This window comes from Pseudomonas sp. GL_135, from assembly GCF_057834665.1.
On the sequence record NZ_CM174408.1, the window covers coordinates 3,866,981 to 3,893,607 of the forward strand.

A 26,627-nucleotide genomic window follows, 5' to 3' on the forward strand; every position below is an offset into this window, starting at 1 on the left:
GGGAGCCTCCATTCGGCTCGTTTCTGGAATGAAGCCAAGGCTACGCGCCGGGCCTTTCCAGCAGAAATCAGTCGTCTTGATAGTGGCTATCGGGTTGGGCGCGTATGCGGGGTTGCCCCGGTGCATCTGCCTGCATAGAACCCGCAGGCTCTGATCATGATCACACCGAAGATGTATTTGACGATGCAGATCCTGTGGGAGCGAGCTTGCTCGCGAAGAGGCCAGTACATCCGCTACCTCTTCTGCGGCTGAAATGCCGTCTTCGTGAGCAAGCTCACTCCCACATCTACGGTGTTCGCACGACGGGGATCCCCCACATGGATCTGCGTGAGACCGGAAGATCGTCAGACCAGAAAGTGCCACAACAGCGACGTGCCGATCAGCCCCACCACTGACACGATGGTCTGCAGCACCGACCACACCCAGATGGTCTGCTTCAGTTGCAGGCCGAAGTATTCGCGAACCATCCAGAACCCGGCGTCGTTGACGTGGCAGAAGAACACCGAGCCTGCGCCGATCACCAGCGCCACCAGTGACGCTTCAACCGGCGCCAGCCCGGCCATCATCGGCGCCAGAATGCCCGCCGTGGTGGTGGTCGCAACGGTGGCCGAGCCGGTTGCCTGCCGCAGCGCGACCGCAATCAACCAGGCCAGCAGCAGATACGGCATATGCGCGCCTTCGGCCACCTTACTGATGGTCTGGCTGACACCGGCGTCCAGCAGCGTTTGCTTCAAGCCGCCGCCCGCGCCAATGGTCAACAGCAGCACGGCAATCGGCGCCAGGCTTTTACGCAGCGTGCCGCCCACGTGCTCGCGGGAAATACCGTTGGCCCAGCCCAGACACACCGTCGCCGCCAGCACCGCAATGCCCAGCGCCACCAGCGGTTCACCGAGGAATTTCAGGGTCAGCGCGATGTTGCTTTCCGGCTCCATGGCGATTTTCGCCAGGGTGCTGCCGAGCATCAGGATCACCGGCAGCAGAATGATCAGCAACGAGATGCCGAAACTCGGCTGGCGCGTGGCACTGGGTTTGGCCGAGAACAGCTCGCCCAGCTCCGCCGGTTCCTCAATGTGCATGCGCTTCGACAGCCAATTGCCGTACAGCGGACCGGCCAGAATCACCGCCGGCACTGCCACGCAGAAACCCAGCAACATGGTCAGGCCGAGATCGGCGTGTAACGCGCTGACAGCGATCAACGGCCCCGGATGCGGCGGCATCAGCGCGTGCAGCGTGGTCATGCCGGCCAGCGCAGGAATAGCGATTTTCAGCAGCGGCTGATTCGACTGGCGGGCCATGACGAAGATGATCGGCACCATCATCACCAGTCCCACTTCGAAGAACAGCGGCAGGCCGATGACCATGGCCACCAGGGCCATGACCCACGGCAGCGCCTTGCCCTTGCCCAGCCCCAGCAGCGTCGACGCGATGCGGTCCGCCGCGCCCGACTCGGCCATCAGCGCGCCGAGCATGGCGCCGAGGGCAATGATGATCCCGGCCTCACCGAGAATCCCGCCCGCGCCCTTGCTGAACGCCTTCGCCACTGCCTCCGCTGGCAACCCCGCGCCTATCCCTGCGATGAATGTGCCCACCAGAATCGACAGAAACGGCGGAAGTTTGGTAGCGCTGATCAGCACGATGATGGTGGCAATGGCGATCAGGCAGCAGATGATCAGACGAGTGTCATGAAACACCCACGCAGCAGACGACAGATCCAACGCGGAACCCCTTATCGTTCGGTTTTTATTTCAGGAAGGTTTGAAACAATATGTTTCAGCCGGCCGAACCATACCGGATGCGGCATTGCGTCGCAGTTAAATTTTCACAGGATCCGGCCGTTTCGCCACCGGCCCCTACTTGAACCGCAGCATCACGCCGGGGGTGCGAGCTTGCTCGCGAAACCAGCATTTGAGTCACGCGCGCATTCGATCAGCACCTCGCGCAACCCCTGAGCGGCGGCTGACAACTGGTGGTCCGCCTGGGTCATCAAGCCAATACGACGCTCGATGCGCGGGCCTTCCAATGCGATGCAGCGGGCGCCGAGTTCTTCCATCTGCGCGATGCACAGCGACGGCACCGCGCTGACGCCCAAGCCATTGGCGACCATGCGTCCGACCGTCGACAGCTGATGGCTTTCAAACGCCACCGAGAGTTTGCCGTGCTGGCTCTGCAGGTCCTGCTCCAGCAGCAAGCGCACGGCGGACGGGCGTTGCAGGGTGATGAAGTCGTGATGCAACAGTTCGTCCCAACTCACTTCGCGGCGCGCGGCCAGCGGGGAATCCTTCGGCACCACGGCAACAAACCGATCCATGTAAAACGGCGTGAAGATCAGGTTGTTGCCCGCTTCGGGCTCAAAGCCGATGCCCAGCTCGACGCGCCGATGCCCGACCATCTCCACCACCTGCTCGTTGATCACGTCGTGCACCGCGACGTTTACCCGAGGGTAGCGCTCGCGAAAAATCTTCAGCGCGATCGGCAGCGAATTGCCCGCGTAGGACGGCATGGCGGCCACCGATACTTTGCCCATTTGCAGCGTGAAACGCTGTCGCAGCAGCTCTTCGGTGTTGTCCCAGTCGGCGAGCAGCTGCCGGGCCAGCGGCAGCAAGGCCTCGCCCTCGGGCGTCAGGCTGACATTGCGCGTGGTGCGGGTCAGCAATTGCCCGCCCAGGTCTTCCTCCAGCGCCTTGATGGTCAGGCTTAAAGCTGGTTGCGACACATGCAACCGTTCGCCGGCCTGAGCGAAACTCAAGCACTGCGCCACTGCCAGAAACGCCCGAAGCTGTTTCACGTTCATATATTTGGAATACTTATCAATCGATCAAAAAAACAAAATTAACAAATCAGTGCACGCGAGAGAAGATGCGGTCAACGCTCTCCGATGCTTAGATTGTCGGACACAACTACAAATAAGGCGGGATCTCACCATGGCTGGACTCGACAAACGCGTGGCAACCTACGCTGAAGCCCTCGCCGGGCTGACCGACAACATGACCGTGCTCTCCGGCGGCTTCGGACTCTGCGGCATTCCCGAAAACCTCATCGCCGAAATCAAGCGCATGGGCGTGAAAGGCCTGACGGTGGTTTCCAACAACTGCGGCGTGGACGGATTTGGCCTCGGCATCCTTCTGGAAGATCGGCAGATTCGCAAAATGGTCGCGTCCTACGTCGGTGAAAATGCCCTGTTCGAGCGCCAGTTGCTCAGCGGCGAGTTGGAAGTCGAGCTCACCCCCCAAGGCACCCTGGCGGAAAAAATGCGCGCAGGCGGCGCCGGCATTCCTGCGTTCTATACCGCCACCGGCTACGGCACTCCCGTCGCGGAAGGCAAGGAAACCCGCCAGTTCAATGGCCGCAACGTGATCTTGGAAGAAGCCATCACCGGCGACTTCGCCATCGTCAAAGGCTGGAAGGCTGACCACTTCGGTAACGTGGTCTACCGTCACACCGCACAGAACTTCAATCCGGTCGTGGCCACAGCCGGCAAGATCACCGTGGTGGAGGTTGAAGAAATCGTCGAGCCCGGCGTGCTTTTACCCACCGAGATCCACACCCCCGGCATCTATGTCGATCGCGTGATCCTGGGCACGTTCGAGAAGCGCATCGAGCAGCGAACCGTCAGAAAAGCCTGACGTCAGCGTCGTACTCGAACCGATCTCCCCCCTTTGTATCTCCGGCGCTGGGGCTTCCCACGGACCGGACAGAATAAAAGAGACCCAAGACCATGGCACTCTCCCGCGAACAAATGGCACAGCGCGTTGCGCGCGAACTGCAAGACGGCTTCTACGTGAACCTGGGCATCGGCATTCCCACCCTGGTCGCCAACTACGTCCCGGACGGCATCGACGTGATGCTGCAATCGGAAAACGGCCTGCTCGGCATGGGCGCCTTCCCGACCGAAGAGACCATAGACGCCGACATGATCAACGCCGGCAAACAGACCGTTACCGCGCGCAAGGGCGCGTCGATTTTCTCATCCGCCGAGTCCTTCGCCATGATCCGTGGCGGCCACGTCGACCTGACCGTGCTCGGCGCGTTCGAAGTGGACGTCGAAGGCAACATTGCCTCGTGGATGATCCCCGGCAAGCTGGTCAAGGGCATGGGTGGCGCGATGGACCTGGTGGCCGGCGCCGAGAACATCATTGTCACCATGACCCATGCGTCCAAGGACGGCGAATCCAAGCTGCTGTCGCGCTGCAGCCTGCCGCTGACCGGCGCAGGCTGCATCAAGAAAGTGCTGACCGACCTTGCGTATCTAGAGATCGAAAACGGCGCCTTCGTGCTGCGCGAAACCGCACCGGGCGTGACCGTCGATGAAATCATCGCCAAGACTGCCGGCAAACTGATCGTGCCGGATGACGTGGTGGAAATGACGTTTTAAGCGCGATGGCCCGCTCCTACGGGATCCGCGTCGTGCTCCACGTTTTGGCCACACCCTGAGCTTTCGCAGACACGCACCTTTGGTCAGACCGCCCTGCCCCTTCAGCGATGAAGGGGCTTTGCTGTATCTGAGCCGGTGCTTTTTTCGCGTCACCGCCAACACTTGAAACTGCCGTCCAAAAAACCTGAACAATAACTAAAAGAGGTAACACACGTGGCCGCCGACATCGAAGAAAGCCGCTCCGCCCGCTTTGCCCTGCGTTGCGCCAAATGGGCGGAACGCTGGTTCCCGGACTCGTGGGTGTTCGCCGCCCTGGCCGTGGTCATCGTCACCCTCGCCACGCTGGTCATCGGCGCCAAACCCGCCGACACCGCCAAAGCCTTCGGCGACGGCTTCTGGAGCCTGATCCCGTTCACCATGCAAATGGCCTTCGTGGTCATCGGCGGCTATGTCGTCGCCAGTTCGCCGCCGGCGGTCAAGCTGATCGACCGCCTGGCCCGCCTCCCGAAAAACGGTCGTTCGGCCGTGGCCTGGGTCGCGCTGATCAGCATGGTGGCGTCGCTGCTCAACTGGGGTTTGTCACTGGTCTTCGGCGGCTTGCTGGTGCGTGCCCTCGCCCGGCGTACCGATCTGAAAATGGATTACCGCGCCGCCGGTGCCGCGGCTTATCTGGGTCTGGGCGCAGTGTGGGCACTGGGCCTGTCCTCGTCCGCCGCGCAGTTGCAAGCCAACCCTGCCAGCCTGCCGCCGTCGATCCTGGCGATCACCGGGGTGATCCCGTTCACCCAGACCATCTTCCTCTGGCAGTCCGGCGTGATGCTGCTGGCCTTGGTGGTGGTCTCGATCATCGTCGCCTACGCCACCGCGCCCGGTCCGGCCAACGCCCGTGACGCTAAAGAGTGCGGCATCGACCCGAGCTTCAGCCTGCCACCGTTGCCGCCGCGCACCCGCCCGGGGGAATGGCTGGAATACAGCCCGCTGCTGATCATTCTGATGGTCGCGCTGGCGTCCGGCTGGTTGTACAACGAGTTCAGCACCAAGCCGGCAATCACCGCGATTTCCGGCCTGAACACCTATAACTTCCTGTTCATCATGGTCGGCGCGCTGTTGCACTGGCGTCCGCGGAGTTTCCTCGACGCCGTAGCTCGCGCGGTGCCGACCACCACCGGCGTGCTGATCCAGTTTCCGTTGTACGGATCGATCGCCGCGCTGCTGACCACGGTCAAGGGCGGTGATGCGCAAACCGTCGCGCACCACATCTCGACCTTCTTCACCAGCATCGCCTCCCACGACACCTATGCGCTGCTGATGGGTGTGTACTCGGCGATTCTCGGGTTCTTCATTCCGTCGGGTGGCGGCAAGTGGATCATCGAAGCGCCGTACGTGATGCAGGTCGCCAACGACCTCAAATACCACCTCGGCTGGGCGGTGCAGATCTACAACGCCGCCGAAGCGCTGCCGAACCTGATCAACCCCTTCTATATGCTGCCGCTGCTGGGCGTGCTTGGTTTGAAGGCGCGGGATTTGATCGGCTTCTCGTTCGTGCAGCTGTTGGTGCATACGCCGCTGGTGCTGTTCCTGTTGTGGGTGCTGGGCACGACGTTGGCGTACATCCCGCCGGTCATGCCTTGATTGGATAAGTAGGACCGGCTTTAGCCGGGAAGACGTTAATGGTCACACCGGAAAATCGAGGGTGCATGTGAAGGCCCCTTCCCGGCTGAAGCGGGTCCTACTCACAGGGCCTTCGCGAGCAAGCTCGTTCCCACAGGAACGGCGTTTATGGCGTTAGATTGCCGCGCAGGCCAGGACAAACGCCTTCACCAGTGGCGGCGTGCTGCCCTCCAGCGCAGCGCGTTCCGGTTGAAACAACGTAGCGATGAAAAACGGATGACCTTCGAGCTCCATCGCGCGGACCTCGTCATCTTCGTCATAGCCCGACACTTTTAGCGGGCCGCTAAACACGTCGGCCTCCAGTTCCTTGCGCAAACCATAGCGGCAGCGGTAGCGCTCCTGCGTTTCCAGCGCGTCGTAGGCGGCGGCAATCCGCGAACCCGGCCGCAGACGGATCGGCGCGAAGGCTTCGACCAGCGAGCAACTCAAGGGCGTGATGATGGCGTTCTCCGATTCCGGCGCGGTCTCGGCGTGCTCGGCATCGGCCCAACCTAGATAATTGCGCGCGTACTCCAGCAGCGCATGCTGAAAGCCGCCGCACGTGCCGAGGAAGGGAATCTGCCGCTCGCGGGCGAAACGAATTGCCGTCAGCGCGCCGTCCATGTTGCGGTAGGGGCTGGCCGGCACACACCAGATGCCATCGAACGCCTGCAAGCCCACGCCATCCCCGATCTCCGTCGTCGGCACCCACGTTGCCTGAACGTCGAGCCCGGTTTCGCTCACCACCCTGTCCAGCGCCACCGGTATGGCCTGATGTGCCGGCACGCTCACGTCGTAGTCACCTACCAACGCGATCTGGATTTTTTGCCCTTGAGTCATGTGTGCTCCCTGATATCAAAACGCTTTGCATGAGGTCCGGAGGCGACTATAAGCTTGTCGCTCTGCAATCAGAATTGGCGTCCAGGCAAGTGATCAATGCAGCCGCGCACTATCGAATCAATCATGCCGACCTCACCCTCATCCTAGCGCTGGTGCGTGGGCGGACGCTGGGCAAGGCCGCTGAGCTGCTGAAGGTCGATGTCTCGACGGTATTCCGCGCAGTGCGTCGGATGGAGAAAGCGGTGGGCACGGCGCTCTTCGACAAGAGCCGTGCGGGGTATGTGCCGACCAGCGCAGCCCTCGCGCTCGCCCAGCAGGCCGAAAGCGCCGAGAACGCCCTGGCGCTGGCGCAATTGAGCCTTGAGCAGGGCCGACAGGTTGTCAGTGGCACCGTGCGCCTGACCTGCACGGAAGCCGTATTGCAAAGCCTGCTGCTCCCCGCCTTGAGCCGTTTCATGCCGGACTACCCGGGCCTGCGTCTGGAGCTGAACACCTCCAGCACCTTCGCCAACCTGAGCCGCCGCGACGCCGACATTGCGCTACGGCTGACCAACACACCGCCTGAGCATCTGGTGGGCACTCGTCTGGGCACGGTTGCGTATCGGATCTGTTCGAGCGCCGCCTACGCGGGACGCATCGGTGATCTGGCCCTCGACGACATGGCCTGGGTCGCCCCCGACGATTTCCTCCCTGATCACCCGACCGTCGTGTGGCGGCGGCAGCAGCTACCCGGCGTGAACCTCGCCTACCGCTGCAGCTCCATGCTGGCCGTGGCCCAACTGGTGCGCGCAGGCATGGGCGTAGCAGCCCTGCCGGATTTCATGGTTCGGGACAGCGAGGTTCAGCCTTTGAGCGAGCCGCTCGCAGGCCATGACACCGGACTGTGGCTGCTGACCCGGCCAGATTGCCGGGCGCTACGCTCGGTGTCGGCGTTGTTCAGCGAGCTGACCAGGGCGATTAAGTTGTAGGCAGACAGCGCCAGATTGATGCCAGCTGTGCCGACGCCTTCCCGGCTGAAGCCGGTCCCACTAAGTACGCGGTGTTCGGGAGGCCTGCGTTCAGCCAGGAAAGAAGCCAGCACATTGAGATTGATCGGGCACGATGCTTTCAGTGGGACCGGCTTCAGCCGGGAAGAGGCCGGTTCAGTCGCTATCACTTTCTCGCTCGAACGGGGACAGATTAATTTACGGTGAAGCGCTGTAAATAAATCAGTCCCCTTTAAAAGCCGTTCAACCACCCCGCCGCTCCCGGCGAAACTGGCCCGGCGGCATGCCGTGGGCTTTGCGGAAGCGCCGCGAGAAATACGCTTCGTCGGTAAACCCGCAGATTTCGGCGATGTGGCTCAAGGGTTTGCTGCTGTTCATCAAATGCGTCCGCGCCAGCCGCATGCGCCGCTCCAGGACCAGTTCGGAAAAGCTGTTGCCGGTTTCCTTGCGCAACAGGTGGGTCAGGTAATTGGGCGACAGAAAGGCCGCCGCCGCCGCATCGGTAAGGGTCATGGCCGGATCGGCGATGTGTTCGCGAATGTAGTCGATCACCCGGCTCATCGCGTCGCGCCGTCCACGCCGCTCGGCCTTGTTCGCCGACAGCGCCAGCAACTGCGCTTCGTAGCGATTGCACACCGCGCCGATCAATTGCAGCAGGCATCCCCGCAGGATGGCGCCTGAGCCCAACTGCCTGGCGCGATCCATGACGCGCATCTGCGCCAGCAGCGCGGTCACTTCGGCGAAATCGGTGTCATCGAGGGTGAAATCCAGATGCTCCTGAAAGCGGAACGGCGCCAGTTCAGGCGCCTCGGCGACGGGCACGTCTTCAAGGTCCATCGGGTCGCACTGCAGGTGTTGCAGGAGAAATTCCTGAGAGAAGTTGATGACGACAAAATTGCTTTCTTCCGGGTGCGGAATCACGTGCAGGCGATGGGGCAGGATGAACGCCAGGGTGTTGCGCGGAAACGGCCTGACCGCGCCACCGATGTGCTGCACGGTGTCGCCGCCGAGGTTGATCTGGATCTGAAAATAGTCGTGACGATGGGGCGCGGTCAGCGCGGGCCGGACGGACTTGTCACGGATGTAGAAATCCATGCGGTCGCTGCGCTGCTGCATGCCATAGGTCTGGATGCGGGAGGGATGGGCCATCGCTGAAACACCTGAAATCGCCGGTTCGGACTGCCCCATGGTAGGGCAACGGCGGCAGCCGAACCAAAGGATTCTCAGGCGGGCTTGAACCTGGGATCAGCCAATCGTCACACTCAGTTCGGCAAGGCCTTCGATCCCGGCGCTGACCACATCGCCGCGCTGCAACGCGCCCACCCCGGCTGGCGTTCCGGTATAGATCAGGTCGCCCGCCTTGACCCCGACCGACTGCGACAGGTACGCGATCACGTCCCTGACCGCCCAGATCTGGTCAGACAGATCGCCACGCTGGCGGCGCTCGCCATTGACGTCGAGCCAAATCGCACCAGCTTCCGGGTGGCCGATCTCGCTGACCGGACGCAACGGTGTGGCGGGCGCGGAGGCGTCGAACGCTTTGGCCCACTCCCACGGCCGGCCCATCTTCTTGGCCTGGGCCTGTAAATCGCGGCGGGTCAGGTCCAGACCGACGCCGTAGCCCCAGACGTGGGTCAGGGCGTCCTGCGGGTCGATGTTCACGCCATCCTTGCCGATCGCCACCACCAGCTCGATTTCGTGGTGCAAGTCCTCGGTGAGCGGCGGGTAGGCAATCTGGCCTTCAGCGGGCACCACGGCGTCGGCCGGCTTCATGAAAAAGAACGGCGGCTCGCGGTCAGGGTCGTGGCCCATTTCCCGGGCGTGATCGGAGTAATTACGGCCGACGCAGAAAACCCGACGAATCGGAAAACGGCTGGCAGTCCCGGCAACGGCCAGGGACGGTGTGGCAACGGGGGCGATAACGAACTCGGTCATGGCGGTGTCCTCGATTTAAGGTGGCTCGGCATGGGTTGAGTGTGGCGATTGATCGCTTAGCCAGGTTGGACGGATCCCACCAGGTTTTGGACAAAACAACGCAACCACTAGCACCGATGATCAGCCACGGCCCACAAACGGCATGCCACTGGCCATGACGGTCATGTTCAGCACGTTGGCCGACATTGGCAGTCCGGCCATGTAACTCACCGCTTCAGCCACATGCTGCACGTTCATGGTCGGCTCGACCTGCAGATCACCGTTGGGCTGCAACACGCCTTTGGTCATGCGATCGGTCATTTCGGTGAGGGCGTTGCCGATGTCGATCTGGCCACAGGCGATGTTGAACTGCCGACCGTCAAGCGCGGTGCTTTTGGTCAGGCCCAGCACGGCGTGTTTGCTGGACGTATAAGGCGAGCTGAACAACCGGGGCGTGTGCGCCGAAATCGAGCCGTTGTTGATGATTCGTCCACCCTGAGGCACCTGACGCCGCATCAGGCCGAACGCGGCGCGCACGCACAAAAACATCCCGGTGACGTTGGTGTCGATGACGTTCTTCCACTGCTCGACCGACAACTCGTCCATCGGCACGGCCGGTGCGCCAATGCCCGCATTATTGAACGACACGTCCAGTCGACCGAACGTGCTTTCAATGGTCGCGAACAGCGCTTCGACGCTGGCAGGATCACGCACATCCGTCGGCACCGCCAGCGCCCGCTGTCCAGCAGACTCGGCCTGTTCGACCAGCGCCTGCAACGGCTCGGGCCGACGCCCGGCCAGCACCACGGCAAAGCCGTCAGCCAGCAGCTGCAGGGCAACGGCACGGCCAATGCCGCTCCCGGCGCCCGTCACCAAAGCAACTTTCAATACAGGAGATGAAGACATGCACGATTCCTTTTTTGTTAGAGAAGACCAGGCAACTGATCGTCAGCTGTGAACAGGCGTCAACACCGGCTGCCCGGCGTAAAACGCCAGCAGGTTTTCGGCGACCATTTTCACGGTGTCGCGCGACGCTTCCGGCGACAACCCCGCCAAGTGCGGCGTGAGAACCACGTTGTTCAAGGCTTTCAAGGCATCGGGGACGTGGGGCTCGTCGTCGAATACGTCTAGCGCCGCACCGGCAAGACGGCCGTGCTGAAGCGCGTCGATCACCGCATCGGTGTCGACGACGCTGGCACGCGCGATGTTGACGAGAAAGCCGTCAGCGCCTAACGCTGCGATGGCCGCCTTGTCGATCAGGTGCCGCGTCGACCCGCCACCCGGCGTCGCCACCACCAGAAAGTCCGACGCTTCGGCCAGCGCCAGCGGGGTCGCGCAATAGTTGAAATCCACGCCCGCGCGCGGCGAGCGGCTGTGATAGTGGATGACCATATCAAACCCCTGCGCGCGTTTGGCGATGGCCATCCCGACCGAACCAAGGCCGAGAATGCCCAAGCGTTTGCCGGCGAACGAGGGCCGTGTGACCTTGCGCCATTCGTTGCGGCGCACCGACACGTCGGCCTGAGGAATGTCGCGAACCGCCGCCAGCAGCAAGGCCATCGCGTGGTCTGCCACCGTCGGGGCATTCACCCCTGCCCCGTTAGTCACCACAATCCCCCGCGCCTCGGCGGCTTCGAGGTCGACACGTTCGTAGCCCGCGCCAATCACACAGATGATGCCGAGCTTCGGCAGCGCGGCCATTTCCTCGGCAGTGAACCCCAGCGGCCCGCGGGTCAGCACGGCGTCAATCTCCTCGCCCCCGTTCGCCACCGCCTCGGCACGCATTGCCGGCGTCGGCGCCAGAATCAGGCGAAAGCCGCTGCTTTCCAGAATCGGCAAATACATGTTCACGCTTTCCACCAGCACCAACACCGTTTTCATCATCCCTCCGCCAGGCAAAATTCGTGGTGCTGACAGTAGCGCGAGTGAGAGCGGTTGGGCAGAGGCGGACATGAAAATCCAGGGTCCTGACAAAACGCGTTAGCCCGGCAGACCCATTAACGTCACAAGCAACGCGGACACTTTCACGCACCCGATACCGAGTGAACGGAGCAGCCGAGGTCTTTACGATCTCCTTCAAAACGACAGCAATCCCCCTCGAAACGACAATCCCCGTTGCCCGAGACGCGCTTTGCTGTTTAAGGTCTAAGCCCTGCGACACCTGATTTTTCACGACAAAACGATGTGCCACGCGGCTCGGCAATGGCCGCGCCCCTTACGGTCACGCCTAAAAGGAACGTCAGAACCATGTTGAAAGGATTATCCAGAACGATTAGCGGCGCCGCGATTGCCGGTGTGTTGTTGTCATCCGCCGTGGCCATGGCCGCCGCTGATACTGGCAAGGAACCGGGTCGGGCGCTGGCGGCGAAGATCGGCGTGCCATGGCCGGCAGTGATCGCCCATCGTGGCGCATCGTTCAATGCACCCGAAGAAACGGTTGCTTCCTACACCCTGGCTCGCGAGCTGGGCGCGGATTACCTGGAGATGGACATCCAGCGCACCAAGGATGGCGTGCTCATCGCGCTGCACGACAACACGCTGGAGCGCACGACGAATATCGCGGAGGTCTACCCGCAACGGGCCAAAGACCCGCTGAATACTTTTACGCTGGAAGAAATCAAACGCCTGGACGCCGGCTCGTGGTTCAACAAGGCCTACCCGGATCGCGCCCGCGCCGCCTACGTCGGGCTGAAGATTCTGACGCTGGATGAGGTCATCGACATCGCCGAAGGCGGCAAGAACAAGCCCGGTCTGTACATCGAAACCAAGGTGCCGGCGCAGTTTCCGGGCATTGAAGAAGATTTAAAGAAGAAGCTCGATCAGCGCGGTTGGCTGAGCCAGCGTCCTGCCGCCGAGAAAGGCTATGTCAACGTCGCCCACATGCCCGGCCGCGTGGTGCTGCAGACGTTTGAAAAGCCAAGCATGGAGTTGTTGCAGAAGGCCATGCCCGACACGCCGAAAGTCCTGCTGCTGTGGCTGGGTGACGGCTCTATCGAAACGGCTTCGGGCAAGACGTTCAAGGATTCGGGGGCCAAGGACAAAGCCAGCTTCTATGCCAGTCAGCAGGTGAAATCCAAAGAAGAGTTCGCCGCCTGGATGGATTGGGCCAAGGCCCACGGCGCCGTAGGGACTGGGCCATCGGCGGCGCTGAAGAACGGCGGTGACCAGAGCTACAGTGACCTGGTGCAGCCGTGGATGAACAAGATGGCCCATGATCGCGGGATGATCGTCCACCCGTACACCGTCGATGACGCGGTGGATTTCAAAACGATCAGCGAACAGGGCGTGGACGGGTTCTTTACCAACCGTGCTTCGGAACTGCTGAAATTCTACGGTCGACCGTCGAAGGAAAGCATGGACTCGATCCTGAAACGCAGCAGCTTTTGAGCCAGGAACCGCCGGCATTTGCCGGCGATTCAACTGCAAGAGCGGATCAAGCCAGCTCTGCCACCACCGCTGCCAACGCTTTCGCCGGATCGGCCGCCTGGCTGATCGGGCGGCCGATGACCAGATAGTCGGAGCCTGCATCCAGCGCCTGGCGCGGCGTCAGAATGCGGCGCTGATCGTCCAGCGCGCTGCCGGCGGGGCGAATGCCCGGGGTGACCAGTTGCAGCGATGGATGCGCGGCTTTCAGCGCCTGCGCTTCCAGCGCGGAACACACCAGACCGTCCATCCCGGCTTTTTCCGCCAGCGCCGCCAACCGAAGCACCTGCTCCTGGGGTTCGATGTCCAGACCGATCCCGGCCAAGTCTTCGCGCTCCATGCTGGTCAGCACGGTGACCCCGATCAACAGCGGCTTGGGGCCGGTACGCTGATCCAGCACGTCACGGCAGGCCGCCATCATGCGCAGGCCGCCCGAGCAATGCACATTGACCATCCAGACGCCCATTTCAGCGGCAGCCTTGACCGCCATCGCCGTGGTGTTGGGAATGTCGTGGAATTTGAGGTCCAGGAACACCTCGAAGCCTTTGGCGTTGAGGGTTTCAACGATGTCCGATGCGCAGCTGGTGAACAGCTCTTTGCCTACTTTGACCCGGCACAGTTTGGGGTCCAGTTGATCAGCCAGATTCAACGCGGCTTCGCGGGTCGGAAAATCCAGGGCGACGATGATGGGGGTCTGGCAGGCGGACATGAGCGGGTTCTCTGGCAAGTCGAAATCGGCGCGCATTGTAGCCGAACATCCCGCAGGGCGGGACCCGGCAATCGGTAAATGCCTGCCCCACGCGCGCCAGGCGTTGGACATCTCCTACAATTGAACCACTGGACAGCGTCGCTGCTCCAACCCTTATCACAAGAAGGAGAGCGTTATGCCCTGGTATGCCTGGTTAATTCTGCTCGTTGCAATCGGCTCGATCGTCGGCGGTCTGCTGATGCTCAAGGATTCAGCGAAGAAACTGCCCCTCACCGATGAACAACTCAAACGCGTCCACGAGCGCAATGCCGAGATGGACGCAAAAGAAGCCCGAGATCGCTGAGTCAGTTTGTCGACGCTGACCGACATCGTTCAAGCGCATCGTGGGAGCGCGCACTCAGCGCCCTCCCACCAAGTGCTCGCCAATCATCCGCCAATCACCCGCCGCGCGTCCCCAGCCGGTAATACGTGCCTTCGTCAGTCCCTGTTCCGATCTTCGCCCTGAGCCACCGCGTGGTGAGTTGCCTGGGGTGTCACAGCGATCCGAAACGGCTGGAAGATCTTGAACATTTCCCCGTTCTCCCGAAGCTGCCGGAGCAATTCGCTGAAGCGCTCGCCGCTGATGGGTGCATCCGGGCGCAGCAGCGCATAGTGCCGATACACCTGGTCCACGCGGTCCGAGACCAGGAATTGTTCGGCGTCCTGCGGGTTGTTCGACATGAACGTGCTCAGATAGGAGCGCGTCACCAGCGCGATGTCCGCGCGGTCACGCAGCACCATCAGCAGGTTGCTGTCGTGGGAATAGGTCAGCGTGGCGTTGTAGTTATCGGCCAGAAATTTAGGGTCGGCGTCGAATCGCGCGAACGCGTAGTGATAGCCGCTGAACAGTGCGAGGCGCTTGCCGTGCAGCTCATCGAAATACGTCTGGGTCCTGCCCTGCAACCGGTGGGCGACAAACACTTCGGCGTCTTCGAGCCCCATGTCGACATCTTGATGGGGAATGCCTTTCCAGCCCCAGGCAGGGTTTTCGAAAATGGCCATGTCGAAGCGCGCCTGCTGGAAATCGCGAAACCGGCGCGGGATCGACGTAGGCACTGCCTCGAAGCGGTAGTCGTTCTGCATCGCGTTCAGTGCGCTGATCATCTGCGGCAATAATCCGGTGTCTTCGCCGCGCTCGGGACGAATCGTATACGGCGGAAAATGCGCCGCACCAATGCGCACGATCTGCGTCGCATCCGCCTGCCAGGCCCACAGTGTTGTGGTCGTGAACAGCAGGGTTTTAAAAGCCATCCGCATCGGCGTGGACATCAAGACAAGGCACCTCAGGCGAAACGGAGTGCGTAAGCTATGCGTTCGCGATCATTTAGACAACGGTCAAACGGAGGCTAAATCACCTCTGTCGTTCCAATTCTCGCCCTCCTTGCGCCTTGCTGCCCCCTTTCCCTTGCGGCCTTTTCCGGCCCTTTCCCGGCTGAAGCCGGTCCTGCCAAAAGCGCTGAAGCTGTCCGTGTCCTTTGCGTTATCGACCGCGCCGCGCTTTATATGAGGACCGGACGCACATGCAATTTATGCCGAGCCGCGTTGGCCAGGCAAGCGCTGTCCCGGCCATATGCGGGTCAGGGGCTACAAAAGACGCTGCGCCTGCAAACCTTCCGGCATGTCACGAGTCCCAATCATGGATCATCTGCGCCGGGCAGTTGGACGGGACGGCCGTCATCTGGCTACGCTCCAGGGCGCTGCCGCAGGTTACGAAACAGGAGTTGAAGATGTCCTACTGGCTGGTGATAGACCTGGAGGCCACCACCGAAGAGGGCGGATGGCCGGTGGCGGAGATGGAAATCATCGAAATCGGTGCGTCACTGGTCAATCAGGACGGACGTGAAATCGATCATTTCGAGCGTTTCGTTCGGCCCCTGCGCCGGCCCTTGCTGACGCCCTTCTGCCGCGAGCTGACGCACATTCAGCAGCGCTTCATCGACAGTGCGCTGACACTGCCCGCCGTATGGCCGCAGTTCGAACGCTGGATTGCTCAACACCGGGAGCGACTGGTGGCTTGGACCAGTTGGGGCGATTACGACCGTCAGCAATTGCAACAGGACTGGCGTCAGCACCAGCTCGCCAGCGAACTCGCCACCCTCCCCCACATCAACCTGAAACAACGCTTCGCCAAAGCCCGTCACCTGCAAAAACCCTGTGGTCTGAACACCGCGCTGCAACTGGCGGGAATGCATTTCAACGGCCAGCAGCACCGGGCGTTATCGGACGCGCGCAATACCGCACGGTTGTTACCGCTGGTGATGCCAGGCTAGGGCGTGACGCATTTATCAAAGCGGATGACGGCCTTTTATACGTTCGGCATACTGTCCGGCCTTTTCCAGCCCTTTCCAAGGAGATCAGCCATGTTCAAGGTCAACGAGTATTTCGACGGTACCGTCAAATCAATCGCCTTCAAGCAAGCAGCAGGCGACGCGACCATCGGCGTCATGGCTCCCGGAAAATACAACTTCGGCACCGGCGACCGCGAAATCATGCACGTGATCTCAGGCGAGTTGAAAGTCCTGCTGCCTGGCGCCAATGATTGGGAGACCTTCAAGGCCGGCACAGATTTCAAGATCCCGGCGAACGTCAAATTCGATGTCGAGGCGACCGAAGAAACCGCCTACCTCTGTGAATACCGCAAAGACTGACACGCAGATTCAGGTCGGCACTCAGTCGACCTGCTCCACCCCGGAATTGAACTGCAAGGCGGCCAGCCGCGCGTACAGTGGGTTGCTGGCGATCAGCTCGCGATGGGTTCCCACCGCGACCAATTTCCCCTGATCCATCACCGCAATGCGGTCTGCGTTCTGCACCGTCGCCAGCCGATGGGCGATCACCAGGGTCGTGCGGCCCTTCATCAACGTCGGCAGTGCCTGCTGAATCAGGTACTCGCTCTGGGCATCCAGTGCGCTGGTGGCTTCGTCGAGCAGCAGAATCGGCGCATCGGCCAGCAAGGCCCGAGCAATCGCCAGACGTTGACGCTGCCCGCCCGACAAGCCCATGCCGCCGTCCCCCAGATGGGTCTGATAACCCTGTGGCAGCAGTTGAATGAATTCATGGGCATGGGCAATCCGCGCTGCCGCTTCCACTTGCTCGACGCTGGCCGCCGGGTTGCCGTAGCGAATGTTGTCCTCCACCGAGCCGAAAAACAGCGCAGGGGTTTGCGACACCCAGGCGAAGCAGCGGCGCAGATCCAGCGGATCGAGGCGTTCGGCAGGCATGCCTTCAATCAGCACGCGCCCCTGTTGCGGGTCATAGAAGCGCAGCAGCAGGTCGAACAGCGTCGACTTGCCCGCACCGGAAGGCCCGACCAGCGCCAGGGTTTCCCCCGCGTCGACGGTCAGGCTCAAGCCGTCCACGGCATTGCGCTCCGGCCGTGAGGGGTAGGCGAAACTGAGGTTTTCCAGCGCCAGGCGACCACTGATGCGTTCGGGAAGCGTGAGCAGATCGCTGGTGGGCGCCGTGATTTCGCTGCGCGCCTGCAGCAATTCGGTGATGCGCTCTGCCGCGCCCGCCGCCCGTTGCATCTCACCGATGACCTCGCTGAGGGTGCCGAACGCGCTGCCGACGATCAAGCTGTAGAACACGAACGCCGCCAGCTCGCCGCCGGAGATGCGGCCGGCAATCACATCCATGCCGCCGACCCAGAGCATCACGCCGACCGCGCCCAGCACCAGTACGATCACCAGGGTAATCAGCCACGAGCGCTGCAGAATTCGTTTGCGCGCCGTCTCGAACGCGTCTTCGGCGGTCTGCGCGAAACGCTGACGATCCTGCTCCTGATGGTTGTAGGCCTGAACGGTCTTGATTTGCCCCAGGGCCTCGGACACGTAGCTGCCGACATCCGCCACGCGGTCCTGGCTCTCCCGCGACAGACTGCGCACACGGCGCCCGAAAACCAGAATCGGCGCGATCACCAGAGGCAGTGCGACGACCACGATGCTGGTGAGCTTGGGGTTGGTGAAGAACAGCAGGATGATGCCGCCGATAACCATCAGCGCGTTGCGCAGGAACATCGACAGCGACGAGCCGATCACCGATTGCAGCAGCGTGGTGTCGGCCGTCAGGCGCGACTGGATTTCCGAGCTGCGATTGTTCTCGTAGAAACCGGGATGCAGGCTGACGAGGTGGTCGAACACCTGCTTGCGCAAATCGGCGACCACCCGCTCGCCGATCCACGACACCAGATAAAAGCGCGCGAAGGTGCCGACCGCGAGGGCGACCACCAGCACCATGAACAGGCCGATGGTTTCATTGAGCAGGGTTGGTGAACGGGTCATGAAGCCCTGATCGACCATCAGCCGTATGCCTTGCCCCATAGACAGGGTGATGCCTGCGGTGACCACCAACGCCACCAACGCACCGACGGCTTGCTTGCGATACGGCGCGATCATGCGCAGAGCAAGACGAATGGCATGCCGCTGACGGCCGGAAAAGACTGAAGCCATGGAAGACACCCGGTAGACGAATCAGCCGCAGAGCCTACACCTCCCTCCCCGTGTACGCTCGTCAGCTTTCGCTGAACTCTGCAGGCGGGTTTCAGTCAAGGAATGCTGTCACGGCCTGGACATGCAGCCGTGATTACTATTGACGCGCACGTATTTGATGAGGAGACAGGCCATGACCTTGCACAGCGGCAGCAATCAAGAACCCGTGTTCCGCCCTCAGCCCGAGCTGCAACTGGGCGGCGCGATTCTCGATAGAAACGGGCAGGAAATCCTGATCACTGAAGAAATGGTTCAGGCAGCCTGCCAGGAATGCGAGAAGTACTGGGTGCAGCCCGAAAAACAAAGTTGATGTGCAGATTTGCTTGAGACCCGGCCATGGCGCCGGGTTTTTTATGGGCGCCGATCAGTCACCCACAACCGTTGCGCCGAGGGCCTCGACGATCTGACGCAGGGCCGCCGACTTGCCGTTGATCCGAACCTGCAGGCCGTCGATTTCCCGGCGCGGCGGGTAATGCTTGCGCAACGCATCGAAAGCCAGCCGCTGGCTCTCGGCGTCGCCCACCAGACTGCGGCGGAAATCGGCGTCGTCGCGACGAGGATCGTACACGCCGCGACACAGCGCATTCAGCGCCCACACCGGGTCGGTGGCGGCATCCAGAGTGACCTGCGCCAGCCAGGGCTTGGGCAGCAGATCTTCAAGCCTGATGCTCGCCGGTTGGCCGAGGTGCGCGCACAGGGCCTGATAGATCTGCGCCGTGCCGCGCTGTCGCCCGTCGAGGCTGTAGCCGGCGATGTGTGGGGTGCCGATGACGCACAGATCGGCCAGTTCGACGTCGACCGCCGGTTCTTTCTCCCAGACGTCCAGCACCGCTTGCAGGTCTTCACGTTCCAGCAGCACTTCGCGCAGGGCGCTGTTGTCGACCACCGGGCCGCGCGCGGCGTTGATCAGCCAGGCGCCCTGCTTGAGCTGCTGCAAGCGGGCGCGGTCGAACAGGTGCCAGGTGGGCGTGTCTCCGGCTTTATCCAGCGGTGTGTGCAGGCTGATCACATCGCAACGGGCGATGATCTCGTCGAGGCTGACGTAATCGCCGCCTTCGCTGGCCTGTCGGGGCGGGTCGCAGACCAGAACGTTCCAGCCCAGGCCTCGCAAAACCTTGATCAAGCGACCGCCGACCTGCCCCGCACCCACGACGCCATACGTGCGGCTGGCAAGCTCGACGCCTTCGATTTCCGCCAGGGTCAGCAAGCTGCCCAGCACGTAGTCCACCACGCCACGGGCGTTGCAGCCCGGGGCGCTGGACCATCGAATGCCGGCTTCCTTGAAGTAATCGAGGTCGAGGTGATCGGTGCCGATGGTGCAGGTGCCGACAAAGCGCACCGGCGTCCCTTCGAGCAATGCCCGGTCGACCCAGGTCACCGAGCGCACCAGCAGAATATCGGCCTCGGCGACGGCGGCGCGGTCGAGCGTACGGCCCGGATAGCGATGGATGTCGCCGATGCCTGCGAAAAAAGCGTCGAGCAAGGGAATGTTTTCGTCGGCAACTATGCGCATGTCAGGGCTCCTGGAGTGGCCGCAGTGTAGGCGCCAGAGCGCTCACGGGCCAGCGCGGAGCCAAGCATGGGACAAATCAGTCGAGCTTCTTGCGAATCCAGTACAGGAACTCACCGTCGCCGGCCTGTTTGTCCACCAGCTCATGGCCGAGGAACACACAGAATTTGGGGATATCACGCTGGGTGGACGGATCGGTGGCGATCACTTTCAGCAAGCCGCCGGGCGGCAGGTCACGCACCTTCTGGTGCAGCATCATGACCGGCTCGGGGCAGTTGAGGCCGGTGGCGTCGAGCACGGCATCGACGGCGGGGCTTTCAATGGGATCAGACATGGGGGTGATCGAATCAGACATGAGGGGGGCTCCGAAAACAGGCCGGCATTGTCGCCTAATCGGTACAGGTCGCCAATCGGCACTTTGCCCCGGCCCCTTCGCGAGCAAGCGCGCTCTTACAATGGGGCAGATAGCCGCCAACCTTACGCGACACAGACTGTCAACTACGCTGCTGCCTACAAACTTTGTAGGATTCTGCGACATCTTGGCGTTTGGTCATCCCGGACCCGGCACGTATGATCCTTGACATTTCTCCGCAGATTAGAAGCCTATGTCCCTGATAGTTCTACTGCTTCTGCCTTTCATCGGCAGCTGTCTGGCGGCGCTCTTGCCGCACAACGCACGCAACAGTGAATCCATTCTCGCCGGCCTGATCGCCTTGATCGGCGCGGTGCAGGTCGCACTGTGGTATCCACAGATCGCCCATGGCGGGGTCATCAGAGAAGAGTTTTTCTGGCTGCCGAGCCTGGGCCTGAACTTCGTCCTGCGCCTGGACGGCTTTGCCTGGCTGTTCTCGATGCTGGTGCTGGGGATCGGCGCGCTGGTGTCGCTGTACGCGCGTTATTACATGTCGCCGGACGACCCGGTGCCGCGCTTCTTCTCATTCTTTTTGGCGTTCATGGGCGCCATGCTCGGGCTGGTCATGTCCGGCAACCTCATTCAGATCGTGTTTTTCTGGGAGCTGACCAGCGTCTTCTCGTTCCTGCTGATCGGCTACTGGCACCACCGCGCCGACGCTCGACGCGGCGCTTACATGGCGCTGATGGTCACCGGTGCCGGCGGCCTGGCGCTGCTGGTCGGGATGATGCTGCTCGGGCACGTCGTCGGCAGCTATGACCTGGATCGCGTCCTGGCTTCGGGCGACGCCATCCGCGCCCACGCGCTGTACCCCGTGCTGCTGACGCTGATTCTGATCGGCGCGCTGAGCAAGAGCGCGCAATTCCCCTTCCATTTCTGGCTGCCCCACGCCATGGCAGCGCCCACACCGGTATCGGCCTATCTGCACTCGGCGACCATGGTCAAGGCCGGGGTATTCCTGCTGGCGCGCCTGTGGCCGTCGCTGTCCGGAAGCGAACAGTGGTTCTGGATGGTCAGCGGCGCCGGTGCCTGCACGCTGGTGATCGGCGCTTACTCGGCCATCTTTCAGAACGACCTCAAGGGCCTGCTGGCCTACTCCACCATCAGTCACCTGGGGCTGATCACCCTGCTGCTTGGCCTGAACAGTCCATTGGCAACCGTTGCAGCGGTATTTCACATCCTCAATCACGCCACATTCAAGGCGTCGCTGTTCATGGCGGCGGGGATCATCGACCACGAAAGCGGCACCCGCGACATCCGCAAACTCAGTGGGCTGATCAAGCTGATGCCCTACACCGCGACACTGGCGATGGTCGCCAGCGCGTCAATGGCCGGGGTGCCGCTGCTGAATGGCTTCCTGTCCAAGGAAATGTTCTTCGCGGAAACGGTGTTCATCACCTCCACCGACTGGGTGGAAATCGCCCTGCCGGTGATCGCCACGATCGCCGGGATTTTCAGCGTGGCGTATTCCCTGCGCTTTACCGTCGATGTGTTCTTCGGCCCGAAAGCCATGCGCCTGCCGCACACGCCCCACGAGCCGCCGCGCTGGATGCGCCTGCCGGTGGAATTGCTGGTGCTGGCCTGCCTGATCGTCGGCATTTTTCCCACGCACTCCGTCGGCCCATTGCTCGCCGCCGCGGCACAGCCGGTGGTGGGCGGTGAGCTCCCCGAATACAGCCTGGCGATCTGGCACGGGTTGAACGCGCCGATGATCATGAGCCTGATCGCCATGGCGGCTGGCATCGTTCTATATCTGCTGCTCCGTGGCCCAATCAAGCGCAAGCAAGTCAATGGGCCGCCGCTGATGTGGCGTCTGAACGGCAAGCGCATGTTCGAGCGCGTGCTGGTGTGGAAGATGCGCGGCGCCCGCCGACTGATGAGGCTGCTGACCACACGTCGTTTGCAGGCGCAGTTGTTCCTGATGGTTCTGGCCGCGCTGGTCGCCGGTTTCGTGCCAATGTACGAGAGCGGGCTGAGCTGGGGTGATCGACCGAAGATCCCCGGTTCCGGCGTCTTTGTGATGCTCTGGCTGATCGCGATTGCCTGCGCCATTGGCGCTGCGTGGCAGGCCAAATATCACCGGCTGGCGGCCGTGACCATGGTCAGCGTCTGTGGGCTGATGACCTGTGTGACCTTTGTCTGGTTCTCCGCGCCGGACCTGGCACTGACCCAACTGGCGGTGGAAGTCGTCACCACGGTGTTGATCCTGCTGGGCCTGCGCTGGCTGCCGCGACGCAACGAAAACGTGCCGCCACCGTCCCAGGCGCGACGCCGGGCCAAGGTGCGCAGGATCCGCGATTTCGTCCTGGCCGTGGCGGTGGGCGGCGGCATGGCGGTGTTGTCCTACGCGATGCTGACGCGGCCGACGCCGAACGCCATTTCCGAGTTTTACCTGAGCCGCGCCCTGGCCCAGGGCGGCGGCACCAACGCCGTCAACGTCATGCTGGTGGACTTCCGTGGCTTCGATACTTTCGGCGAGATTACCGTGCTGGCGGTAGTGGCGTTGACCGTCTTCGCGCTGCTGCGCCGCTTCCGTCCGCCAAAAGAAAGCATCGCCCTGCCAGCACAACAGCGCTTGCTGGCCCGCGACGTGGTCACCGATCTGGTCAACCCGCGTCACGCTGCCGACACGGCACTGGGCTTCATGATGGTGCCGGCGGTGCTGGTGCGCCTGTTGCTGCCAGTGGCCTTCGTGGTGTCGATGTACCTGTTCATGCGCGGGCATAACCAGCCGGGTGGCGGTTTCGTCGCAGGACTGGTGATGTCGGTGGCGTTCATCCTGCAATACATGGTGGCCGGCACTCAGTGGGTCGAGGCCAACATGAGCCTGCGGCCGTTGCGCTGGATGGGCACCGGGCTGTTCTTCGCGCTGGCCACGGGTCTGGGCTCGATGGCCCTGGGTTATCCGTTCATGACCACCCACACCGCGCACGTAGTCCTCCCGATACTGGGTGACCTGCACATCGCCAGCGCCCTGTTTTTCGACATCGGCGTGTACGCCGTGGTGGTCGGATCGACCCTGTTGATCCTCACGGCACTGGCTCACCAATCGGTGCGCAGCCATCGCCCGACCTCGCTGCCGCCGCCCATTGAGCCGGTCCCGGCCGACAGCCCGATTTCACAAGGAGCCATCTGATGGAAGAAGTCATCGCCATTGCCATCGGCGTCCTCGCCGCTTCCGGCGTGTGGCTGATCCTGCGTCCACGGACCTTTCAGGTCGTGATGGGCCTGTGCCTGCTGTCCTACGGCGTCAATCTGTTCATCTTCAGCATGGGCAGCCTGTTCATCGGCAAGGAGCCGATCATCAAGGACGGCGTGCCCCAGGACCTGCTCAACTACACCGATCCCCTGCCCCAGGCGCTGGTGCTGACGGCCATCGTCATCAGCTTCGCCATGACCGCGCTGTTTCTGGTGGTGCTGCTGGCGTCGCGCGGCCTGACCGGCAACGACCACGTCGACGGCCGGGAGCTGGGTGAATGAGTGTGATGAATCAACTGATCGTCGCGCCGATCCTGTTGCCGGTGCTCACCGCTGCGCTGGTGCTGTGGCTCGGCGAGAAACACCGCCCGCTGAAAGCGCGGATCAACCTGTTCTCCACCGGCCTCGGCTTGGCGATCGCCATCACGCTGATGGTGTGGGTGCAGAAAACCGGCACCACCGGTTCCATCGGCGTGTACCTGCCGGGCAACTGGGAAGCGCCGTTCGGCATCGTGCTGGTGGTCGATCACTTGTCAGCATTGATGCTGGTGCTGACCGGCATCGTCGCCTTCAGCGCGCTGCTCTTCGCCCTCGCCCGCTGGGATCGCGCCGGCGCCAGTTTCCACGCCCTGTTTCAGATTCAGCTGATGGGGCTGTATGGCGCGTTTCTCACCGCCGACCTGTTCAACCTGTTCGTGTTCTTCGAAGTCCTGCTGGCCGCATCCTACGGCCTGATGCTGCACGGTTCTGGACGGGCGCGGGTATCGGCGGGCCTGCATTACATCACCATCAACCTGCTTGCCTCGTCGCTGTTCCTGATCGGCGCAGCGCTGATCTACGGCGTCACCGGCACGCTAAACCTGGCCGACCTGGCGGTGAAAATTCCTCAAGTGCCGGACGGCGATCTGGGCTTGCTGCACGCTGGCGCGGCCATTCTGGCGGTCGCGTTTCTGGCCAAGGCCGGCATGTGGCCGCTGAATTTCTGGCTGGTGCCGGCGTATTCTGCTGCCAGTGCACCGGTGGCGGCGCTGTTCGCGATCATGACCAAGGTTGGCTTCTACACACTGCTGCGGTTGTGGACGCTGCTGTTTTCCGGTCAGGCCGGCGCCTCGGCGTTCTTCGGCGGGGACTGGCTGATCTGGGGCGGGATGGCGACCGTTGCTGTGGCGGCGATTTCCGTGGTGGCGGCCCAGCGCCTGGAGCGCATGGCCAGTCTGAGCATTCTGGTGTCGGCGGGGATTCTGCTCTCGGCGGTCGGTTTCGCGCAGCCGAGCCTGACCGCTGGCGCTCTGTTTTATCTGGTCAGCTCGACATTGGCGCTGAGCGCGCTGTTCCTGCTGGCGGAGCTGATCGAACGTTCGCGCTCGGCCAATGACATCGCCCTCGACGACGACGCCGACCAGTTGCCCAAGGCGCTGGAGTCGTTGCACCCGGTGCCGGGCACCAATCTGGATGACGAACAAAAAGCCGTGGTCGGCCATGTCATCCCCTGGACCATGGCGTTCCTGGGCCTGAGTTTCATCGCTTGCGCGCTGTTGATCATCGGCATGCCGCCGCTGTCAGGCTTCCTCGGCAAGCTGACACTGATAAGCGCCCTGCTCAATCCGCTGGGCCTTGATGTGGCGAAGGACGAAGCCATTCGTGGCGACAGCTGGACGCTGGTGGCCCTGCTGATTATTTCCGGACTGACGTCACTGTTTGCGTTTGTGCGTGTCGGCATCAAACGTTTCTGGACGCCTCAGGAACACGCGGCGCCGCTGCTGCGGCTCAACGAATGCCTGCCGATTGCCTTGCTGGTGGGTTGCGCCATTGTGCTGACGTTCAAGGCTCAGGCGCTGTTGCACTACACCCAGGACACCGCACAGGCGCTGCACGATCCGCAGCAATACGTGCTGTCAGTCAAGGCAGCCAGACCGATACCGGGGCCTGCGTCGTCAACGGCGGAGGTGCAGCCATGAAGCGCCTGTTTCCCGCACCGCTGTTGTCGCTGTGCCTGTGGGGTTTGTGGCTGTTGCTCAACCTGTCCCTGAGCCCGGGCAATCTGCTGCTGGGCGCACTGCTCGGCTTTTTCGCGCCCTGCATTTTCGCGCCGTTGCGCCCGTCGCCGTCGCGAATTCGCAAACCCGGTGTCGCCCTGCGCCTGTTTCTGCTGGTCGGTCGCGATGTGGTGGTGTCCAATCTGGCCGTCGCCTGGGGCGTGCTGCGCGCAGGTCGCCGTCCGCCCCGCTCGGCCTTCGTCAAGGTCCCGCTGGCGCTGCACGATGCCCACGGTCTGGCGGCGCTGGCGATGATCTGCACGGTGGTGCCGGGCACGGTCTGGTCCGAACTGGCGCTGGATCGCAGCGTGCTGCTGATGCACGTGTTCGACCTGGACGACGAAGCGCGCTTCATCGCGCATTTCAAAAGCACGTACGAACGGCCACTGATGGAGATCTTCCAATGAGCGCTCTGCTCACAAACGCGATTCTGTTTACGCTGTCGGTGTTCACCCTCGCCATGGTCATGACCCTGATCCGGCTGTTCAAAGGCCCGTCGGCGCAGGACCGGGTACTCGCGCTGGACTACCTGTACATCCTGGCAATGCTGATGATGCTGGTGCTGGGCATTCGTTACGCCAGTGACACCTACTTCGAGGCCGCTCTGCTGATCGCGCTGTTCGGCTTCGTCGGCTCATTCGCGCTGGCCAAATTTCTGTTGCGCGGCGAGGTGATCGAATGAATTCGTTGCAGGTTCTGCCGTTCTGGGTCGAAGTGCTGACCGCCGCCCTGCTGGTGCTCAGCAGCCTGTTCGGCCTGATCGGCGCGTTGGGTCTGTTGCGCCTGAAGGACTTTTTCCAGCGCATGCACCCGCCCGCGCTGGCCTCGACCCTCGGCGCATGGTGCGTGGCGCTGGCGTCGATCGTCTACTTTTCGGCACTGAAGGAAGGGCCCGTGTTGCATGCCTGGCTGATCCCGATCCTGCTCGCAATCACCGTCCCCGTGACTACTTTGCTGCTGGCGCGCACCGGGCTGTTCCGCAAGCGCATGGCCGGTGACGACGTGCCACCCGAGGTCAGCGACGGCAGACAGCAGGGGCATTGAGCCCGGT

27 protein-coding genes are annotated in these 26,627 nt (G+C 62.4%); 15 read left to right on the forward strand and 12 right to left on the reverse strand.

Annotated elements, in window-relative coordinates:
- Nucleotides 1-344 precede the first annotated feature (344 nt).
- Both AC3ISG_RS17245 and AC3ISG_RS17250 read right to left on the reverse strand, forming a co-directional pair.
- The gene (locus tag AC3ISG_RS17245; protein WP_122537773.1) at nt 345-1,715 is read right to left on the reverse strand and encodes a GntT/GntP/DsdX family permease; all 1,371 of its coding nucleotides are present in this window, start codon (nt 1,713-1,715) and stop codon (nt 345-347) included.
- A gap of 152 nt (nt 1,716-1,867) precedes the next feature.
- The gene (locus tag AC3ISG_RS17250; RefSeq protein WP_122624804.1) at nt 1,868-2,791 is read right to left on the reverse strand and encodes a LysR family transcriptional regulator; all 924 of its coding nucleotides are present in this window, start codon (nt 2,789-2,791) and stop codon (nt 1,868-1,870) included.
- Between the two features lie 130 nt (nt 2,792-2,921).
- On the opposite strand from AC3ISG_RS17250, the gene AC3ISG_RS17255 reads away from it, so the two are divergent.
- The 3 genes from AC3ISG_RS17255 to AC3ISG_RS17265 all read left to right on the forward strand — a co-directional run bounded on the left by AC3ISG_RS17255 (nt 2,922) and on the right by AC3ISG_RS17265 (nt 6,004).
- Nucleotides 2,922-3,623: a CoA transferase subunit A gene (locus AC3ISG_RS17255; RefSeq protein WP_037013408.1), complete on the forward strand. Its 702-nt coding sequence runs from the start codon at nt 2,922-2,924 to the stop codon at nt 3,621-3,623.
- Nucleotides 3,624-3,715: 92 nt separating this feature from the next.
- Nucleotides 3,716-4,372 carry a CoA transferase subunit B gene (locus tag AC3ISG_RS17260; protein WP_122537771.1) on the forward strand — a complete coding sequence of 219 codons (657 nt, stop codon included), beginning with the start codon at nt 3,716-3,718 and terminating at the stop codon, nt 4,370-4,372.
- A 213-nt stretch (nt 4,373-4,585) separates the two neighbouring features.
- Nucleotides 4,586-6,004 carry a short-chain fatty acid transporter gene (locus AC3ISG_RS17265; protein WP_065986241.1) on the forward strand — a complete coding sequence of 473 codons (1,419 nt, stop codon included), beginning with the start codon at nt 4,586-4,588 and terminating at the stop codon, nt 6,002-6,004.
- A gap of 153 nt (nt 6,005-6,157) precedes the next feature.
- Here AC3ISG_RS17265 and AC3ISG_RS17270 read toward each other — a convergent pair whose 3' ends face one another.
- Nucleotides 6,158-6,862 carry a CTP synthase C-terminal region-related (seleno)protein gene (locus AC3ISG_RS17270; RefSeq protein ID WP_489297534.1) on the reverse strand — a complete coding sequence of 235 codons (705 nt, stop codon included), beginning with the start codon at nt 6,860-6,862 and terminating at the stop codon, nt 6,158-6,160.
- 29 nt (nt 6,863-6,891) lie between these two features.
- On the opposite strand from AC3ISG_RS17270, the gene AC3ISG_RS17275 reads away from it, so the two are divergent.
- A complete protein-coding gene (locus AC3ISG_RS17275) occupies nt 6,892-7,830 on the forward strand; it encodes a LysR family transcriptional regulator (RefSeq protein ID WP_489297535.1) in 939 nt (312 codons plus the stop codon).
- 261 nt (nt 7,831-8,091) lie between these two features.
- On the opposite strand, the gene AC3ISG_RS17280 is transcribed toward AC3ISG_RS17275, so the two are convergent.
- The 4 genes from AC3ISG_RS17280 to AC3ISG_RS17295 form a co-directional block, all read right to left on the reverse strand.
- Nucleotides 8,092-8,997, reverse strand: coding sequence for an AraC family transcriptional regulator (locus AC3ISG_RS17280; protein ID WP_489297536.1), 906 nt, complete (start codon nt 8,995-8,997; stop codon nt 8,092-8,094).
- A 96-nt stretch (nt 8,998-9,093) separates the two neighbouring features.
- Nucleotides 9,094-9,783: a fumarylacetoacetate hydrolase family protein gene (locus AC3ISG_RS17285; protein WP_205484264.1), complete on the reverse strand. Its 690-nt coding sequence runs from the start codon at nt 9,781-9,783 to the stop codon at nt 9,094-9,096.
- A 120-nt stretch (nt 9,784-9,903) separates the two neighbouring features.
- On the reverse strand, nt 9,904-10,668 hold the full coding sequence (locus AC3ISG_RS17290; protein ID WP_489297537.1) for an SDR family oxidoreductase: 765 nt from the start codon (nt 10,666-10,668) through the stop codon (nt 9,904-9,906).
- A 42-nt stretch (nt 10,669-10,710) separates the two neighbouring features.
- The gene (locus AC3ISG_RS17295) at nt 10,711-11,643 is read right to left on the reverse strand and encodes a 2-hydroxyacid dehydrogenase (RefSeq protein ID WP_489297538.1); all 933 of its coding nucleotides are present in this window, start codon (nt 11,641-11,643) and stop codon (nt 10,711-10,713) included.
- A 366-nt stretch (nt 11,644-12,009) separates the two neighbouring features.
- Between AC3ISG_RS17295 and AC3ISG_RS17300 the strand changes: the two genes are divergently transcribed.
- Nucleotides 12,010-13,149, forward strand: coding sequence for a glycerophosphodiester phosphodiesterase (locus AC3ISG_RS17300; protein WP_489297539.1), 1,140 nt, complete (start codon nt 12,010-12,012; stop codon nt 13,147-13,149).
- A gap of 46 nt (nt 13,150-13,195) precedes the next feature.
- Here AC3ISG_RS17300 and pyrF read toward each other — a convergent pair whose 3' ends face one another.
- Entirely contained in the window at nt 13,196-13,894 is a 699-nt protein-coding gene (gene pyrF / locus AC3ISG_RS17305; protein WP_163022158.1) for an orotidine-5'-phosphate decarboxylase, read from the reverse strand.
- Between the two features lie 175 nt (nt 13,895-14,069).
- On the opposite strand from pyrF, the gene AC3ISG_RS17310 reads away from it, so the two are divergent.
- Nucleotides 14,070-14,237 carry a DUF2897 family protein gene (locus tag AC3ISG_RS17310; protein WP_122537759.1) on the forward strand — a complete coding sequence of 56 codons (168 nt, stop codon included), beginning with the start codon at nt 14,070-14,072 and terminating at the stop codon, nt 14,235-14,237.
- Between the two features lie 134 nt (nt 14,238-14,371).
- Here AC3ISG_RS17310 and AC3ISG_RS17315 read toward each other — a convergent pair whose 3' ends face one another.
- Nucleotides 14,372-15,202: a substrate-binding periplasmic protein gene (locus AC3ISG_RS17315; protein WP_122537758.1), complete on the reverse strand. Its 831-nt coding sequence runs from the start codon at nt 15,200-15,202 to the stop codon at nt 14,372-14,374.
- Nucleotides 15,203-15,660: 458 nt separating this feature from the next.
- Between AC3ISG_RS17315 and AC3ISG_RS17320 the strand changes: the two genes are divergently transcribed.
- Together AC3ISG_RS17320 and ppnP are read left to right on the forward strand one after the other, a co-directional pair.
- On the forward strand, nt 15,661-16,203 hold the full coding sequence (locus AC3ISG_RS17320) for a 3'-5' exonuclease (protein WP_122537757.1): 543 nt from the start codon (nt 15,661-15,663) through the stop codon (nt 16,201-16,203).
- Between the two features lie 90 nt (nt 16,204-16,293).
- Complete coding sequence (gene ppnP / locus AC3ISG_RS17325; protein WP_065986230.1) at nt 16,294-16,581, forward strand: pyrimidine/purine nucleoside phosphorylase; 288 nt, start codon at nt 16,294-16,296, stop codon at nt 16,579-16,581.
- A 21-nt stretch (nt 16,582-16,602) separates the two neighbouring features.
- Here the strand turns inward: ppnP and AC3ISG_RS17330 are convergent, their stop codons facing one another.
- Complete coding sequence (locus AC3ISG_RS17330) at nt 16,603-18,381, reverse strand: ABC transporter transmembrane domain-containing protein (protein WP_489297540.1); 1,779 nt, start codon at nt 18,379-18,381, stop codon at nt 16,603-16,605.
- Between the two features lie 172 nt (nt 18,382-18,553).
- Here AC3ISG_RS17330 and AC3ISG_RS17335 point away from each other — a divergent pair, with 172 nt between their 5' ends.
- Entirely contained in the window at nt 18,554-18,730 is a 177-nt protein-coding gene (locus AC3ISG_RS17335) for a PA1571 family protein (RefSeq protein ID WP_205484274.1), read from the forward strand.
- A gap of 54 nt (nt 18,731-18,784) precedes the next feature.
- On the opposite strand, the gene pdxB is transcribed toward AC3ISG_RS17335, so the two are convergent.
- On the reverse strand, nt 18,785-19,933 hold the full coding sequence (gene pdxB, locus AC3ISG_RS17340; protein ID WP_489297541.1) for a 4-phosphoerythronate dehydrogenase PdxB: 1,149 nt from the start codon (nt 19,931-19,933) through the stop codon (nt 18,785-18,787).
- A gap of 76 nt (nt 19,934-20,009) precedes the next feature.
- Complete coding sequence (tusA, locus tag AC3ISG_RS17345; protein WP_065986265.1) at nt 20,010-20,264, reverse strand: sulfurtransferase TusA; 255 nt, start codon at nt 20,262-20,264, stop codon at nt 20,010-20,012.
- Nucleotides 20,265-20,535: 271 nt separating this feature from the next.
- On the opposite strand from tusA, the gene AC3ISG_RS17350 reads away from it, so the two are divergent.
- Genes AC3ISG_RS17350 through AC3ISG_RS17375 form a run of 6 tightly spaced genes read left to right on the forward strand, consistent with a single transcriptional unit; the run spans nt 20,536 to nt 26,620 of the window.
- The gene (locus tag AC3ISG_RS17350; protein WP_489297542.1) at nt 20,536-23,478 is read left to right on the forward strand and encodes a monovalent cation/H+ antiporter subunit A; all 2,943 of its coding nucleotides are present in this window, start codon (nt 20,536-20,538) and stop codon (nt 23,476-23,478) included.
- Nucleotides 23,478-23,822, forward strand: a complete 345-nt coding sequence (locus AC3ISG_RS17355) for a Na+/H+ antiporter subunit C (RefSeq protein WP_065986226.1) — start codon at nt 23,478-23,480, stop codon at nt 23,820-23,822. The genes AC3ISG_RS17350 and AC3ISG_RS17355 overlap by 1 nt, the downstream gene beginning before the upstream one ends.
- Nucleotides 23,819-25,498, forward strand: coding sequence for a monovalent cation/H+ antiporter subunit D (locus AC3ISG_RS17360; protein ID WP_489297543.1), 1,680 nt, complete (start codon nt 23,819-23,821; stop codon nt 25,496-25,498). Before AC3ISG_RS17355 ends, AC3ISG_RS17360 begins: the two co-directional genes overlap by 4 nt.
- Entirely contained in the window at nt 25,495-25,983 is a 489-nt protein-coding gene (locus AC3ISG_RS17365; protein WP_489297544.1) for a Na+/H+ antiporter subunit E, read from the forward strand. The genes AC3ISG_RS17360 and AC3ISG_RS17365 overlap by 4 nt, the downstream gene beginning before the upstream one ends.
- Nucleotides 25,980-26,258, forward strand: a complete 279-nt coding sequence (locus AC3ISG_RS17370) for a K+/H+ antiporter subunit F (protein ID WP_122537750.1) — start codon at nt 25,980-25,982, stop codon at nt 26,256-26,258. Before AC3ISG_RS17365 ends, AC3ISG_RS17370 begins: the two co-directional genes overlap by 4 nt.
- A complete protein-coding gene (locus tag AC3ISG_RS17375; protein WP_122537749.1) occupies nt 26,255-26,620 on the forward strand; it encodes a Na+/H+ antiporter subunit G in 366 nt (121 codons plus the stop codon). Before AC3ISG_RS17370 ends, AC3ISG_RS17375 begins: the two co-directional genes overlap by 4 nt.
- The last annotated feature ends 7 nt before the right edge of the window (nt 26,621-26,627 follow it).

What these genes read in the sequence shown, in the direction of transcription:
- pdxB (WP_489297541.1), bottom strand. Translation starts at nt 19,933, where the DNA reads ATGCGCATAGTTGCCGACGAAAACATTCCCTTGCTCGACGCTTTTTTC.
- AC3ISG_RS17275 (WP_489297535.1), top strand. Translation starts at nt 6,892, where the DNA reads ATGAGGTCCGGAGGCGACTATAAGCTTGTCGCTCTGCAATCAGAATTG.
- AC3ISG_RS17310 (WP_122537759.1), top strand. Translation starts at nt 14,070, where the DNA reads ATGCCCTGGTATGCCTGGTTAATTCTGCTCGTTGCAATCGGCTCGATC.
- AC3ISG_RS17320 (WP_122537757.1), top strand. Translation starts at nt 15,661, where the DNA reads ATGTCCTACTGGCTGGTGATAGACCTGGAGGCCACCACCGAAGAGGGC.
- AC3ISG_RS17285 (WP_205484264.1), bottom strand. Translation starts at nt 9,783, where the DNA reads ATGACCGAGTTCGTTATCGCCCCCGTTGCCACACCGTCCCTGGCCGTT.
- AC3ISG_RS17335 (WP_205484274.1), top strand. Translation starts at nt 18,554, where the DNA reads ATGACCTTGCACAGCGGCAGCAATCAAGAACCCGTGTTCCGCCCTCAG.
- AC3ISG_RS17295 (WP_489297538.1), bottom strand. Translation starts at nt 11,643, where the DNA reads ATGAAAACGGTGTTGGTGCTGGTGGAAAGCGTGAACATGTATTTGCCG.
- AC3ISG_RS17370 (WP_122537750.1), top strand. Translation starts at nt 25,980, where the DNA reads ATGAGCGCTCTGCTCACAAACGCGATTCTGTTTACGCTGTCGGTGTTC.
- AC3ISG_RS17255 (WP_037013408.1), top strand. Translation starts at nt 2,922, where the DNA reads ATGGCTGGACTCGACAAACGCGTGGCAACCTACGCTGAAGCCCTCGCC.
- AC3ISG_RS17300 (WP_489297539.1), top strand. Translation starts at nt 12,010, where the DNA reads ATGTTGAAAGGATTATCCAGAACGATTAGCGGCGCCGCGATTGCCGGT.
- AC3ISG_RS17360 (WP_489297543.1), top strand. Translation starts at nt 23,819, where the DNA reads ATGAGTGTGATGAATCAACTGATCGTCGCGCCGATCCTGTTGCCGGTG.
- AC3ISG_RS17250 (WP_122624804.1), bottom strand. Translation starts at nt 2,791, where the DNA reads ATGAACGTGAAACAGCTTCGGGCGTTTCTGGCAGTGGCGCAGTGCTTG.
- AC3ISG_RS17330 (WP_489297540.1), bottom strand. Translation starts at nt 18,381, where the DNA reads ATGGCTTCAGTCTTTTCCGGCCGTCAGCGGCATGCCATTCGTCTTGCT.
- AC3ISG_RS17355 (WP_065986226.1), top strand. Translation starts at nt 23,478, where the DNA reads ATGGAAGAAGTCATCGCCATTGCCATCGGCGTCCTCGCCGCTTCCGGC.
- AC3ISG_RS17375 (WP_122537749.1), top strand. Translation starts at nt 26,255, where the DNA reads ATGAATTCGTTGCAGGTTCTGCCGTTCTGGGTCGAAGTGCTGACCGCC.
- AC3ISG_RS17280 (WP_489297536.1), bottom strand. Translation starts at nt 8,997, where the DNA reads ATGGCCCATCCCTCCCGCATCCAGACCTATGGCATGCAGCAGCGCAGC.
- AC3ISG_RS17365 (WP_489297544.1), top strand. Translation starts at nt 25,495, where the DNA reads ATGAAGCGCCTGTTTCCCGCACCGCTGTTGTCGCTGTGCCTGTGGGGT.
- AC3ISG_RS17290 (WP_489297537.1), bottom strand. Translation starts at nt 10,668, where the DNA reads ATGTCTTCATCTCCTGTATTGAAAGTTGCTTTGGTGACGGGCGCCGGG.
- pyrF (WP_163022158.1), bottom strand. Translation starts at nt 13,894, where the DNA reads ATGTCCGCCTGCCAGACCCCCATCATCGTCGCCCTGGATTTTCCGACC.
- tusA (WP_065986265.1), bottom strand. Translation starts at nt 20,264, where the DNA reads ATGTCTGATCCCATTGAAAGCCCCGCCGTCGATGCCGTGCTCGACGCC.
- AC3ISG_RS17270 (WP_489297534.1), bottom strand. Translation starts at nt 6,862, where the DNA reads ATGACTCAAGGGCAAAAAATCCAGATCGCGTTGGTAGGTGACTACGAC.
- AC3ISG_RS17315 (WP_122537758.1), bottom strand. Translation starts at nt 15,202, where the DNA reads ATGTCCACGCCGATGCGGATGGCTTTTAAAACCCTGCTGTTCACGACC.
- AC3ISG_RS17260 (WP_122537771.1), top strand. Translation starts at nt 3,716, where the DNA reads ATGGCACTCTCCCGCGAACAAATGGCACAGCGCGTTGCGCGCGAACTG.
- ppnP (WP_065986230.1), top strand. Translation starts at nt 16,294, where the DNA reads ATGTTCAAGGTCAACGAGTATTTCGACGGTACCGTCAAATCAATCGCC.
- AC3ISG_RS17350 (WP_489297542.1), top strand. Translation starts at nt 20,536, where the DNA reads ATGTCCCTGATAGTTCTACTGCTTCTGCCTTTCATCGGCAGCTGTCTG.